This window comes from Bosea sp. OAE506, from assembly GCF_040546595.1.
In the GTDB taxonomy this organism is placed as follows: domain Bacteria; phylum Pseudomonadota; class Alphaproteobacteria; order Rhizobiales; family Beijerinckiaceae; genus Allobosea.
This window is the reverse complement of sequence record NZ_JBEPOB010000001.1, coordinates 1,283,668-1,296,829: the sequence shown is the minus strand read 5'-3', so window position 1 is coordinate 1,296,829 and position 13,162 is coordinate 1,283,668. Positions and strand designations below refer to the sequence as shown.

At 67.2% G+C, this 13,162-nt stretch carries 13 protein-coding genes; 6 read left to right on the top strand and 7 right to left on the bottom strand.

Features of this window, described 5'->3' with window-relative positions; all coding sequences use genetic code 11:
- Window positions 1–6 precede the first annotated feature (6 nt).
- Window positions 7–450: a DUF1036 domain-containing protein gene (locus tag ABIE41_RS06280; protein ID WP_192644985.1), complete on the bottom strand. Its 444-nt coding sequence runs from the start codon at window positions 448–450 to the stop codon at window positions 7–9.
- A gap of 1 nt (window position 451) precedes the next feature.
- Entirely contained in the window at window positions 452–1,726 is a 1,275-nt protein-coding gene (locus ABIE41_RS06275; RefSeq protein ID WP_192645148.1) for a glycerate kinase type-2 family protein, read from the bottom strand.
- Window positions 1,727–2,016: 290 nt separating this feature from the next.
- Here ABIE41_RS06275 and ABIE41_RS06270 point away from each other — a divergent pair, with 290 nt between their 5' ends.
- Window positions 2,017–2,259, top strand: coding sequence for a DUF2312 domain-containing protein (locus ABIE41_RS06270; protein WP_066717565.1), 243 nt, complete (start codon window positions 2,017–2,019; stop codon window positions 2,257–2,259).
- A gap of 91 nt (window positions 2,260–2,350) precedes the next feature.
- Here ABIE41_RS06270 and ABIE41_RS06265 read toward each other — a convergent pair whose 3' ends face one another.
- The 4 genes from ABIE41_RS06265 to ABIE41_RS06250 form a co-directional block, all read right to left on the bottom strand.
- Window positions 2,351–3,796: an aspartate aminotransferase family protein gene (locus tag ABIE41_RS06265; RefSeq protein WP_192644984.1), complete on the bottom strand. Its 1,446-nt coding sequence runs from the start codon at window positions 3,794–3,796 to the stop codon at window positions 2,351–2,353.
- Window positions 3,793–4,797, bottom strand: a complete 1,005-nt coding sequence (locus ABIE41_RS06260) for an NAD-dependent epimerase/dehydratase family protein (protein WP_192644983.1) — start codon at window positions 4,795–4,797, stop codon at window positions 3,793–3,795. The genes ABIE41_RS06265 and ABIE41_RS06260 overlap by 4 nt, the downstream gene beginning before the upstream one ends.
- A 132-nt stretch (window positions 4,798–4,929) precedes the next feature.
- A complete protein-coding gene (locus tag ABIE41_RS06255) occupies window positions 4,930–5,298 on the bottom strand; it encodes a DMT family transporter (protein WP_067996808.1) in 369 nt (122 codons plus the stop codon).
- A 166-nt stretch (window positions 5,299–5,464) separates the two neighbouring features.
- Window positions 5,465–7,333: a sigma 54-interacting transcriptional regulator gene (locus ABIE41_RS06250; protein WP_192645147.1), complete on the bottom strand. Its 1,869-nt coding sequence runs from the start codon at window positions 7,331–7,333 to the stop codon at window positions 5,465–5,467.
- A 232-nt stretch (window positions 7,334–7,565) separates the two neighbouring features.
- Here ABIE41_RS06250 and ABIE41_RS06245 point away from each other — a divergent pair, with 232 nt between their 5' ends.
- From ABIE41_RS06245 to cynS, 5 genes are read left to right on the top strand one after another with little or no spacing between them, the layout of a single operon-like run.
- Window positions 7,566–8,942 carry a CmpA/NrtA family ABC transporter substrate-binding protein gene (locus tag ABIE41_RS06245; protein WP_192644982.1) on the top strand — a complete coding sequence of 459 codons (1,377 nt, stop codon included), beginning with the start codon at window positions 7,566–7,568 and terminating at the stop codon, window positions 8,940–8,942.
- A gap of 2 nt (window positions 8,943–8,944) precedes the next feature.
- The gene (locus ABIE41_RS06240; RefSeq protein WP_192645146.1) at window positions 8,945–9,430 is read left to right on the top strand and encodes a nuclear transport factor 2 family protein; all 486 of its coding nucleotides are present in this window, start codon (window positions 8,945–8,947) and stop codon (window positions 9,428–9,430) included.
- Window positions 9,427–10,272 carry a nitrate ABC transporter permease gene (gene ntrB / locus ABIE41_RS06235; RefSeq protein ID WP_192644981.1) on the top strand — a complete coding sequence of 282 codons (846 nt, stop codon included), beginning with the start codon at window positions 9,427–9,429 and terminating at the stop codon, window positions 10,270–10,272. The genes ABIE41_RS06240 and ntrB overlap by 4 nt, the downstream gene beginning before the upstream one ends.
- Before the next feature lie 4 nt (window positions 10,273–10,276).
- Entirely contained in the window at window positions 10,277–11,161 is an 885-nt protein-coding gene (locus ABIE41_RS06230) for an ABC transporter ATP-binding protein (protein WP_192644980.1), read from the top strand.
- Window positions 11,162–11,205: 44 nt separating this feature from the next.
- Window positions 11,206–11,694, top strand: a complete 489-nt coding sequence (cynS, locus tag ABIE41_RS06225; RefSeq protein ID WP_066717228.1) for a cyanase — start codon at window positions 11,206–11,208, stop codon at window positions 11,692–11,694.
- A gap of 18 nt (window positions 11,695–11,712) precedes the next feature.
- On the opposite strand, the gene ABIE41_RS06220 is transcribed toward cynS, so the two are convergent.
- Window positions 11,713–13,008: a DUF3422 family protein gene (locus ABIE41_RS06220; protein WP_192644979.1), complete on the bottom strand. Its 1,296-nt coding sequence runs from the start codon at window positions 13,006–13,008 to the stop codon at window positions 11,713–11,715.
- Window positions 13,009–13,162: the final 154 nt, after the last annotated feature.

The window sequence follows — 13,162 nt, the reverse complement described above, 5'->3', positions numbered from 1 at the left end:
ATGTCCTCAGGGGCGGGCGGGGGCGCCGCCGGTGGTGTCGGTGAGCTGGATCGTCCAGCTCTTTTGTTCGCCGGTGTCGACCTCGAAGAAGCCAGCCCGTTCATAGCCGCGCGCCAGGCAGTCCTCGATGCCGCGAATCGTGAATTCCTTGTTGCGGGTGCACATGACGGATTTGCCCGTCCACTCGCCGCCGCGGTCGTAATCGACCGCATGGACATAATAGAACCGCGCCGCCAGCGTGCCGCGCAGCAGGGTCTCGCAGGCCCGCGGCGCGATGTTCCACCAGCCTTCCGTCGTCCAGCCCTGCGCATCGCGATAGCCGATGGCGACGCCGACACGGCTGCTCGTGGTGTTGCACATGCGCAGATCCGCCAGCGCCGGCGCGGTGCCGGCGAGCAGAGCGCCCGCGAGGAGCAGCAGACGCAAGGTCGAGGTCGGGGTCCGGCTCATCTCAGGGTTCGATCAGGATGACGCGGCAGTCATTGACGTTGGTGAGGGTCGGCCCGGTCCGCAACAGATCGCCCAGCGGCTCGAAGAAGCCGGTGGAATCGTTGTCCGCGAGGGATCGGGCGGGATCAAGGCCGAGTGCGACGGCGCGCACGAGTGTCGTCTCGTCGATCATTGCGCCGGCCGGGTCGCTCGCCTCGCCGCCGCCGCCATCCGTGCCGTCGGTATCGCCCGAGAGCGCCACGATGCCGGGCGCCCCTCCGAGCGCGATCGCCAGCGCCAGTGCATATTCCTGGTTCGGCCCACCGCGGCCCTGCCCACGGAGCGTCACGGTGAGTTCGCCGCCGGAGAGGATGGCGGCGCGTTTGCCCGCCTGTTTAAGCGAAAGCGCCAGTTCCGCATGGCGCGCCGCGACGTCACGCGCCTCGCCTTCCAGATCGGCGCCGAGATCATGGACTTCGTAGCCCGCTGCCGCAGCCGCGGCATGGGCGGCTGCGATGGCCTCCGCCGGTCGGGCGATGATGCGGAATTCGCTGCGGGCAAAGGCGGGGTGCCCGGGCTTGGGCGTCTCGCTGGCCTCGTCATCAAGGAGCGCCTTCGCCGCCGCCGGCAGGTCGAGACCATAGCGCGCGACGATCTCCCACGCCTGCGCCATCGTCGTCGGATCGGGCACCGTCGGCCCCGAGGCGATCGCCGTCGGCTCGTCGGCCGGCACGTCGGAGATGGCGAGCGTCAGGAGCCGGGCCGGCGCAGCCGCCAGCGCCAGCCGCCCACCCTTGATCCGCGACAGGCGCTTGCGGACGATGTTCATCTCTCCGATCGGCGCGCCCGAGCGCAGCAGCGCCTTGTTGACCGCCTGCTTCTCGGCCAGCGTCAGCGCGCCGGCCGGCGCGACCCAGTTCGCAGAGCCGCCGCCTGAAAGCAGCACCAGCACGAGGTCTTCAGCCGTGGCGCTGCCCGCCAGCTCCAGCGCGCGGGCAGCGCTGTCGATGCTGCCCTGGTCCGGCACGGGATGGCCGGCCGCGACCATCGGAATATGGCGTGTGGCGGTCTCGTAGCCGTGACGCGCGACCGCATGGCCGATAAGGCGCTCCGGCGGAAAGCCGCCATCGAGATAATGCGCCTCGGCCAGCACGGTCATGCTGCCGGCTGCCTTTCCGGCCGCGAGCAGGATCAGCCGGCCCGACGCAGGCGCGGGCGGAAGATGCGCCGGCAGGCAGCCGGAGGGATGCGCCCGCGCCACCGCCGCGTCGAAGACCGCACGCACGGTTGCGCGCATCCGCTGCTGATGGTCGGCGTGCTGCAAGGCCCCTCGTCGTCCCCCGGTTCCGCGAGCCCTTTCGCCCGCTGGCATCATTGCCGAATCTTTTAAGTGCGCGCCGCGCCGCCGTCACCAGCGTTTTGCGGCAATAATCATACTTATCGATAGAGCCGGAGGCTTGTGTGGCCCCTTCCGGGCCACGGGCCTGTTGAGAGCGACCCGCCGCAGGGCGAAGCCGGCTTGACGCCGGGGCGCGCGGGGTGCGAACCCTCCGGCCAAATCTCCCCATCACCGAGAAGGACATTCAGATGGACGATCCGATCGCGGGCGACCAGCTCAAGAGCATCGTGGAGCGCATCGAGCGTCTCGAGGAAGAGAAGAAGACCATCGCCGACGACATCAAGGAGGTCTATGCCGAGGCCAAGGGCAACGGCTACGACGTCAAGGTGCTCCGCAAGGTCATCGCCATCCGCAAGCGCGACGCCAATGAGCGCGCCGAGGAGGAGGCGATCCTCGACCTCTACCTCCAGGCCGTCGGCGAGAGCGCCTGAGCAATCCCCGGTCGTGAGAATCGAAACGCCCGCCCCGGTCTCCCGAGGCGGGCGTTTCTCGTTTTGAAGGCTGGCGTCGAGGCGGAAGGCCTCAGCCCTTCGAGACGGCGACCTTGCGCAGGTAATCCGTGACGATGCGGGTGATGCCGCGCGAGAGCAGGTCATCCAGGGCATTGACGAAGGTGTCGCAATCCTCGCGCGTCGCGATCAGCGGCGGCTCGAGGCGGATGACATTGCGGTTGTACTCGGTGAAGGCGACGAGCACGTCGTAATCCTTCAGCAGGAGCGCGCCGACGAAGCCGCAGAGCGAGCCCTTCAGCTTGTCGTCGAGCAGCGCGACCATGTGCTTGAGCCCGAAGGGCATGGTCTCGCTGATGTCCTGGAACTCGACGCCGATCATCAGGCCGCGCCCGCGGATTTCCTTCAGCAGGCTCGGATGCTTGGCGCGCAGCGCGTTGAGCCGCTCGATCAGGTAGTCGCCCTGGCGCTGGGCGTTGCCCATGAGGTCTTCCTCATAGAGCACGTTCAGCCCCTCGATCGCCGAGATGCAGGCCTCGCCCATGCCCCCGAAGGTCGCTTGGGCATGGATCAGCGCGGTCTTGGGCTTGCCATAGGCCTTCATGTAGAGCTCGCGGCGGGCGATCATAGCGCCCATCGCGGCCTTGGAGCCGCCCAGCGCCTTGGCCAGCGCCGTGACATCCGGCACCACGCCGTCGCGTTCGAAAGCGAAGAACTGCCCGGTGCGGCCGAGACCGCACTGCACCTCGTCGGCGACCCAGAGCACGCCGTGCTTGTCGCAGAGCGCGCGGAGTTCACGCCAGAAACCGAGCGGCGCCTCGACGATGCCGCCGCCGCCCTGGATCGTCTCCATCACCACAATGCCGATCGACGGATCGCTCTCCAGTGCCCGGCGCACCGCCTCGATGTCGCCGAAGGGCACCTTGACCCGGTTCTCGACCAGCTTGAACTGCGACTGGTAGAGCGTCGAATCCGTGACCGAGAGCACGCCCTTGGTCTTGCCGTGGAAGGAATTCGCGGCATGCAGGATCTTGGACTTGCCCGGCCCCTGCGCCTGCTCCGCGACCTTCAGCGCCGCTTCCATGGCCTCCGAGCCGGTCGAGCCGAGGAAGACCATGTCGAGATCGCCGGGCGAGATCGCGGCGAGATTGGCCGCGAGCGCCGAGGCGTATTGCGACATGAACGCCATGCAGATCTCATGGCGGTTCTCGTCCTGGAATTTCTTCCGGGCCGCCACGATGCGCGGATGGTTGTGGCCGAAGGCGACCGAGCAGAACCCGCCGAAGAAATCGAGGATCTTGCGGCCGTCCTTGGTGATGTAGTGCATGCCCTCGGCACGATCGACGAGGATCTTGTCGAAGCCGAGCAGCTTCAGGAAATGAACCTGGCCCGGGTTGATATGGCTGGTGAAGAGCTCCTTCACCGTCTGCACGTCGAGCTGCTTGGCGTCCTCGACGCTGTAGAGCTTCGGGCGGGCAGGAATGGCCGCGTCATCGGCCTTGAAAGCGGGCATGCTCATGCGGCGAGGCTCCTCTGGGCCTGGACCTGCGGATCCTTGGCCTTGCGATATTCGGTATAGGCGGCGAGCAGCATGTCCTCGTCGCGGTGCAGCGGCTTCCAGCCCAGCTCGCGCTTGGCCTTGGAGGTGTCGAGAATGCAGATCTCGTCGGCGATCATGTACTGCTCGGGGTCCATGATCGGCATGTTGATCGCGTCGAGCGCGTTCAGCGTCAGCTTCACCAGCGGCGCAGGCGTCGGCAGCAGGATCGACTTCGAGCCGGCATGCGCGATCAGGTCGCCGAGCAGCTTCCTCACCGGCGGCGGATCGTCCGAGCCGAGATTATAGGCGCTGTTGGGGAAGTCCGCCTTCCAGGCCGCGACGCAGGCGCTGGCGCAATCGAACACCGAGATAAACTGATAGGGGTTCTTGCCCGAACCGATCATCGGCACCGGCAGATTGAGATCGATCAGCTTGAACAGCTTGACGAGGATGCCCAGCCGCCCGGGCCCGATGATCAGCCTCGGCCGGAAGATCGGGATCTGGAAGCCGCGGTCGCGATAGGTCTGGGCCAGCGTCTCGGTCGCGAGCTTGCTCTCGCCATACTCGCCGAGCGGCTTGGCGGGATGCGTCTCGTCCTGCGGCACGGTCACCGAATGGCCGTAGATCATGTCGGTGGTGAAGTGGACGAGCTTGTGGGCGCCCGCCTTCTCCATCCAGCTCAGGATGTTCTGCGTGCCGTGATAATTCACCGGCCAGAAGAAGTCGTGCCGCTCCGCGCGGGTCACGATCGGCGAGAGCATCTTGGCCGAGAGATTGTAGACCAGGTCGTCCTGGCGCAGCGGAATGCCGGCGACGCTCTCGGCATCGGTCACGTCGATGCGGTGGAAGGGCACCGTGGCATAATGCGGATGCCGGCTCTTGACGATGTCGGCGACCAGCACCTCCTCGCCCATGGCCGCAAGATCGGCCGCCAGATGCGAGCCGACGAAGCCGTCGCCTCCGATGATGATGTGCTTCATGGATCGCGTCTCCGGCTCAGCGCGGCAAATGCGGGCGCTGGGCGCGCACCGGAACGGGGACGGGAACCGGCTGCGGTTCCAGCAGCGCGCCGAGGCGCATGAACAGGCGAACGATCAGATCCATGATGTCCCTCAGCTTTGAGCGATGAAGATGGTGCCGAGCACGATGAGACCGATGCCGGCGATGCGCGCGGGCCCCAGATCCTCGTGGAAGACGAAGAAGGCGTAGGCCGCGACCACGACATAGGCGAGGCTCAGGAAGGGGTAGGCGTAGGAGATCTGCACCTTCGAGAGCACGATCAGATGCGACGCCATGCTGATGACGAAGGTGCACAGCCCCGCGAACACGAAGGGGTTGAAGACCACGCGGAAGACGGTCGAGATCAGGCCGTCGCCGGCGACGTCGAGCGTCCCCACGCCGGTCATGCCGCGCTTCAGCATGAGCTGCGCCGCGGCGTTGGTCAGCACCGTGAACAGGATCAGAGGAAGAAAGGCGTTCATCGGCGCAGAAACTCTTTGAAGGTCATCCGCTTTTCCAAGGTCATCCCGCAACGGCTCGTCGTGCGGCTCTTGGATGGAGCGGAAAATACTTCAAATGCGTTGCGCCGCGGGTCTTACCTCGCTGTAACGTTAAGATGATCCTGACGGGATCGTAGAAAGGAGCAGGCTATCCGCCGGCCCGCTCGGGCGCCGGCCGCGTCCCGCTACGCGGCGCGATGCCCAGCGTCTTCATCCGCGAGGCCAGCGTTGTCGCCGGCAGGCCCAGAAGCGCCGCCGCACCCTGGGGCCCGCTGACGCGTCCGCGCGCCGTCTCCAGCGCCGCGAGAATGCTGACCCGGTCGCGCTCCCGCCGCTCCGCCTCGGTGAGGATCGCCCCGCCTGCCGCCACCGGCACCGGCGCCGCCGCGGGCGGGCGCCCCCCCTCGGGCAGCGCGATGAAGAGCCGCCCGTTACGCGCCAGGATCGCCGCGCGCTCGATGACGTTCTGCAACTCGCGGACATTGCCCGGCCAGTCATAGGCCCGCAGCCGGGCGACATCGCCCTCGCTCAGCTTCAGCCCCTCGGTCTTCAGCTTGCGCTGCGCCCCGCCGAGGAAATGCAGCGCCAGCAACGGGATATCCTCGGGCCGCTCGCGCAGCGGAACCGAGACGATCGGGAAGACGTCGAGCCGGAAATAGAGATCCTCGCGGAAGCGGCCCTCGCGGACCTCGCGGCGTAGATCCTTGTTGGTCGCCGCGATGATGCGGACATTGACGTGCCGCGTGCGTTCCTCGCCGACGCGCTCGAACTGCCCTTCCTGCAGCACGCGCAGCAGCTTGCCCTGGAGTTCGAGCGGAATCTCGCCGACCTCGTCGAGGAAGAGCGTGCCGCCATCGGCGAGCTCGAAGCGGCCGATCCGGTCGCGCAGCGCCCCGGTGAAGGCGCCCTTCACATGGCCGAAGAACTCGCTCTCGAACAGCTCGCGCGGGATCGCGGCGCAGTTGACCCGGATCAGCGGCCGCACATGGCGCTCGCTGGCTTCATGGATCGCGCTGGCGATCAGCTCCTTGCCGGTACCGGATTCGCCGGTGATCAGCACGGCGGCATCCGTCCGCGCCACCAGCTCGACCTGGCTCAGGATCTTCTGGATCGCGCCCGAGCGTCCGACGACGCCGCGATGATTGCGCTCCAGCCGCATCTCCTCCTGCAGATAGGCGTTCTCCTGCTGCAGCCGCTCGCGCAGGCTGTCGACCTCGGCGAGCGCCGCCCGCAGGCGCTCGTCGGCCTCGTGACGCTGGCTGATGTCGCGGAAGATGATCACCGCCCCGACGAGCCGGCCCCGGTCGCGGATCGGCGTCGAGGTGTACTCGACCCAGAAGCCCGAGCCGTCCTTGCGGAAGAACATCTCGTTCTCGACATGGTGGACGGCTCCGTCGCGGAAGGCGGCGTAGATCGGGCATTGCTCATGCGGGTAATGCGTGCCGTCGGGGCGGTGGTGATGCACGCAGGCATGCATGTCCCGCCCGATTAGCTCGCCTGTCTCCCATCCTAGCATCGCCTCGCCGGCCGGATTGACGAAGGTCGTGCGCCCATCCGCATTGACGCCGAAGATGCCCTCGCCCGCCGCGCGCAGGATCAGCTGGTTGCTGCGCTCGATCTCCTGAAACAGCCGTTCGGTGCGCCGCCATTCGGTCAACCCGGCGCGCACATGCTCCTGCGCGTCGGCATCGAGATCGCGCCGGTGCCGCGCCTCGAGATCGTAGAGTGTCAGCAGGATCGACGGGTCGGGTTGGGTAAGCAGCCGCGCGCCGATGCACTCGGCATGGAGCGCCTCGCCATCGCCCCGCTGCGGCGAAAGCGAGCGTGTCCAGTAGCGGCCCTTATGCAGCACCGCTTCTGTAAAGACCGTCAGCGCGGCCGCCTGGCCCGGGAACACCGAGAGCACCGAGGCGCCGACGATCTCGCGCTCCGACGGCGTCAGCAGACGCCGCGCCTCCTCATTGGCCGCCAGGATCTGTCCCGTCGTCACATCCACCGCCAGCGCGGCGTCGACCATGCTCTCGAACAGCCAAGTGGTCTGCGGCGAAACGGACGAGGCGATCACGGCAGCTCACGAATTTTCGTTACTGAGGGCACGATTTTTCGTGATTCACGAGAATTCGTCAAGCGCAATCCGGCGCTAAGTCCTTGATGTTTCGTCGCCCGTTGCGCTCGGCCGGGTTGGCCCGCCGCTTGCTATCGCTCTTGCAGCGACCAGCCGCCCACTCGATCAGCCGGAGGACACGCGCATGGCCTTGTTCAAGAACCCGTTCGACGCCGACCGCCGTATCCGCCGTGGCTGCGATTGCGGCCGGCATGAGAGCCAGTCTGCGCATGAGCGAGCGATTCGGGCCGAGGCCGTTGAAGTATCCTCGACGGAGGACGGGCGCTATCAGCGCGTCGTCGAGAACGCCGTGATGCGGGCGCTGTTTCCACAGGATGCGCAGCGCCGCTTCTTCCTGAAGCAGGTCGGCGCGTCGACCGCCCTGGCGGCGATTTCGAGCCTCTTCCCGCTGGCTGCCGCCACCGAGGCCTTCGCCCAGGCGGTGCCGGAGAAGAAGGACCTCAAGGTCGGCTTCATCCCGATCACCTGCGCGACGCCGATCATCATGGCCTCGCCGATGGGCTTTTACGCGAAGCACGGCCTGAACGTCGAAGTGATCAAGACCGCCGGCTGGGCCGTCATCCGCGACAAGACGATCAACAAGGAATACGACGCCGCCCACATGCTCTCGCCGATGCCGCTGGCGATCTCGATGGGCGCGGGCTCGAACCCGATCCCCTACACGATGCCCGCGGTCGAGAACATCAACGGCCAGGCCATCACGCTCGCGATGAAGCACAAGGACAAGCGCGATCCGAAGTCCTGGAAGGGCTTCAAATTCGCCGTGCCCTTCGACTATTCGATGCACAACTACCTGCTGCGCTACTATCTCGCCGAGAACGGCATCGATCCCGACACGGACGTCCAGATCCGTGCGGTGCCGCCGCCGGAGATGGTCGCAAACCTGCGCGCCGACAACATCGACGGCTTCCTCGCGCCCGATCCGGTCAACCAGCGCGCGGTCTTCGACGGCGTCGGCTTCATCCACATGCTCTCCAAGGAGATCTGGGACGGGCATCCTTGCTGCGCCTTCGCGGCCTCCAGGGAGTTCGTGACGCAGACCCCCAACACCTATGCCGCGCTGCTGAAGGCGATCATCGACGCCACCGCCTTTGCCTCCAAGGCCGACAACCGCAAGCAGATCGCCGAGGCGATTGCGCCGGCAAACTACCTCAACCAGCCGGTCACAGTGGTCGAGCAGGTGCTGACCGGGACCTATGCCGACGGGCTCGGCAACATCAAGCGCGACCCCAAGCGCATCGACTTCGACCCCTTCCCCTGGGAGGGTTTCGCGGTCTGGATCCTCACCCAGATGAAGCGCTGGGGCCAGATAAAGGGCGATGTCGACTACGCCAAGGTGGCCAAGGAGGTCTTCCTCCAGACCGACACGGCGCGGCTGATGCAGGAAGTCGGCCTCACCCCGCCGGCCTCGGGCTCGAAGACCATCGTCGTGATGGGCAAGACCTTCGATGCCACCAAGCCGGAGGACTACATCAAGAGCTTCGCGATCAAGCGGACATGACCATGGCCGAGGTCGAGAGCGAGCCGCCGCGTCCGCCGCTGCCGCCCTTCACGGCCGAGAGCGCGGCCGCGAAGGCACGCGCTGCCGAGGATGCCTGGAACCACCGCGATCCGGACAGGGTCGCCGCGGCCTACACGCCCGACAGCCGCTGGCGCAATCGCGCCGAGTTCTTCTCCGGTCGCGAGGCAATCGCCACCTTCCTGAAGCGGAAATGGCAGCGCGAGCTCGACTATCGCCTGATCAAGGAGGTTTGGGCCTTCCACGGTGCGCGCATCGCCGTGCGCTTTGCCTATGAATGGCACGATGACGGCGGCCACTGGTTCCGTTCGCATGGTAACGAGCAGTGGGAGTTCGCCGCCGACGGGCGCATGGCGCGGCGCGAGGCCTCGATCAACGACGTCGCGATCACAGAGGCGCAGCGGCTGTTCCGCTGGCCGCTGGGACCTCGCCCGACCGACCATCCGGGGCTGACGGAGCTCGGGCTGTGACGGCGTCTCTCAACCTGCGCGCGCTGGTGCTCTCGCTGGCGATCCTCGTCGTCTTCCTCACCGCCTGGCATGTCGGCACCCAGTCCGGCGGGGCCGGGCCTGCCGCCAACATCGACCCCGAATACGCCAAGCTGATGGGCCAGCAGGTGACGCAGGGCAAATCGGCCATGCCGGGCCCGCTCGACGTGGCCAAGACGATCTGGGGCCATCTGCGCGACCCGTTCTACGACAAGGGGCCCAATGACAAGGGGCTGGGCATCCAGCTCGCCTATTCGCTCGGCCGCGTCCTGCTGGGCTATGCCTTGGCCGTGCTGCTCGCCGTCCCGCTCGGCTTCCTGATCGGCATGTCGCCGCTGATCTCGAAGGCGCTCGACCCGTTCATCCAGGTCCTGAAGCCGATCTCGCCCTTGGCGTGGATGCCGCTGGCGCTCTACACGATCAAGGATTCCAGCGTCTCCGCGATCTTCGTGATCTTCATCTGCTCGGTCTGGCCGATGCTGCTGAACACGGCCTTCGGTGTGTCCGCCGTGCGCAAGGAATGGCTCAACGTTGCCCGCACGCTCGAGGTCGGGCCCGTCCGGCGCGCCTTCACCATCATCCTGCCGGCGGCCGCGCCGACGATCCTGACCGGCATGCGCATCTCGATCGGCATCGCCTGGCTCGTCATCGTCGCCGCCGAGATGCTCGTGGGCGGCACCGGCATCGGCTACTTCGTCTGGAACGAGTGGAACAACCTCTCGATCACCAATGTCATCGTCGCCATCACCGTCATCGGCGTGATGGGCATGATCCTCGACCAGACGCTCGCCCGCCTGCAGCGCGCCGTGACCTATCCGGATTGAGGCGATGAGCGACCGTTACATCTCGATCGAAGGCATCGCCCGCCGCTATCCCAAGGCCGGCGGCGGCACCACCACCGTCTTCGAGGACCTCTGGTTCTCGATGAAGAAGGGCGAGTTCGTCTGCGTCATCGGCCATTCCGGCTGCGGCAAGACCACCGTGCTCAACATCCTCAACGGGCTCGACGCGCCCGATGACGGCGCGGCCATCGTCGACGGAAAGGCCATCGAGGGCCCCTCGCTCGCCCGCGCCGTGATTTTCCAGGGCCATTCGCTGCTGCCCTGGCGCACGGTCCTGGGCAATGTCGCCTATGCCGTCGCCGCCAAGCATCGCGACTGGCCGAAGGCGAAGGTCACGGCCCACGCCATGGCCTTTATCGAGAAGGTCGGCCTCAAGGGCTCGGAGCTGAAGAAGCCCTCCGAGCTCTCCGGCGGCATGAAGCAGCGCGTCGGCATCGCCCGCGCGCTCTCGATCGAACCCAAGATGATGCTGATGGACGAGCCCTTCTCGGCGCTCGACGCGCTCACCCGCGGCACGCTGCAGGACGAGGTCCGCCGCATCTGCCTGGAGACCGGCCAGACCGCCTTCATAATCACCCATGACGTCGACGAGGCGATCTATCTCGCCGACCGCATCGTGCTGATGACCAACGGCCCGCAGGCGATGATCGCCGAGATCGTCGAGAACCCGCTGCCGCGCGACCGCATCCGCACCGAGGTCCACCACCACCGCGACTACTACGCCATCCGCAACCACCTGATCGACTTCCTCGTGGTGCGCTCGAAGAGCTTCAGGGACGACATCCCCGAGGGCTACGACCGCCGCCACCCGCCGATCGTGCGACCGGGTGCCGACGGGCCCGGCCCCGACGCCGGCCGCAAGGCGGCCTGACGACCACCACCTCAAGAAACTGACACGCCAAGGAGACCGACCCCATGAAGCGCGAAGAGCTCACCGAGAAGATCCTCGACATCAAGCGCGAGAAGGGCTGGAGCTGGAAATACATCACCGAAGAGATCGGCGGCATGTCCGAGGTGCTGATCGTCGGCGCCCTGCTCGGCCAGATGAAGCTGGTCAAGCCGCTGGCCGAGAAGGCCGCCGCCCTCTTCGGCCTGACCGAGAACGAGAAGCGCATGCTCAACGAGGTGCCCTATCGCGGCACCGGCACGCCGATGCCGCCGACCGACCCGCTGATCTACCGCTTCTACGAGATGGTGATGGTCAACGGCCCGGCCTGGAAGGCGCTGATCGAGGAGGAGTTCGGCGACGGCATCATGTCGGCGATCGACTTCAACATCGAGTTCGAGCGCGAGCCGAACCCCAAGGGCGACCGCGTCAAGATCGGCATGTCCGGCAAGTTCCTGCCCTACAAATACTACGGCAACGAGCAGGGCATCCCCGATTACGGCTTCAAGGAAGCCTGAGCCCGGCGGCGGGGGCGCTCAGCCCTCGCCATGACCCCGGCGGATGCGTCGCACCGCCCCCCAGACCCCGAGCAGCGCGACCGGCACGAACAGCGCCGTCGCGAGGCCGGGCTCCATCTTGAGCCAGCCCGTATCCTTCGCGCCCTTGGCGAGATAGCCGAACAGGCTGACGATGTAATAGGCGATCGCCGCGACCGAGAGCCCCTCGACCGTCTGCTGCAACCGCAATTGCAGCCGCGTGCGCTCGTTCATCGCCGCCAGCAGGTCGCGGTTCTGCTGCTCGAGCGCGACATCGACGCGCGTGCGCAGCAGATTGGCGGCGCGCGCCAGCTTGGTCGCCAGATCGGCCTGGCGCTCCTGCAGCATCTGGCAGGTGCGCATCGCCGGTGCCATCCGCCTTGCCAGGAAGGCGGAGATCGTCGGCCAGCCGCCATGGCCCTGCTCGCCGATGGCGACGAGCCGCTGCTGGACGATGTTGTCATAGGCGCGGCTCGCCCCGAAGCGGTAGTTCGCGGAGGCGGCTTCCGCCTCCAGCCGCGAGGCGAGCGCCGTCATCTCGTCGAGCAACGCATGGTCGGCCGCTAGCCCGTTGGTCTGCGTCATCGTGCCGGCGATGCGCACCAGAGTCTCCTCGGCGCTGCGCACGGAGGGGCCGATGCGCTGCGATTCCGGCATGCCCAGCAAAGCGAGCGTGCGATAGGTCTCGATCTCGAGCATGCGCTGCACCAGCGCGCCCGCCCGGGCCGGAGTCAGTTCGCGGTCGAGCACCAGGATCCGCACGAAGCCATCCGCCCCCGCCCGGAAATCGGTTGCCGCAATCGCGCCGCCATTGTCGACCAGCGAAGCCGCGAGGCTGGCGGGGTCGAACAGCGCGCCGAGATCGGGCTCGGCCGTGGCCGGCATCAGATGCAGATCGGCGGAGACCAGATGCGGACCCGGCTGCGGCAGGCCGCGCATGCCATGCGGCAGCGCGCCGGTCGGCGGCAGGAAGGGGGTCGCATCCGTGCCCGGAAGCTCCCAGCTATAGGTGGTGAACTCGCTGTGCTGCTCCCAGCGCAGGCTGGTTTCACCGAAGCGGGCGCGGTGATGCTTGGCGTCGTCGAGAGGCCCCGGCACGCCGCGCTCGGCGCAGAAGCGGCCCAGCGCCGTACGGTCGGCCGCCGCCTGGCGGGAATCGGTCATGAAGGCGAAATGCAGAAGCCGCCGCGGCGTCTCCAGCGGCGCGAAGGGCCGGGCATGGACCTCCGCGAGGATGGCGCCGCGCTCGGGATGCGGAACGAGCGATGCCGGATCGTCGAAACTGCTGGCCGCCATGCCCCACCCCTCCGGAGGGGGTCTGCCGCCCTCTCCCACCGGAAGCTTGCGTCATTGCGGGGCAGCTTGCCAACCCCACCCGCCGCCGCAGCCCGATCCTCAGGGGCTGCTGTCGCGATCGGGCCCCGCGATCGCTAGGTTGGCGCCATGCAGC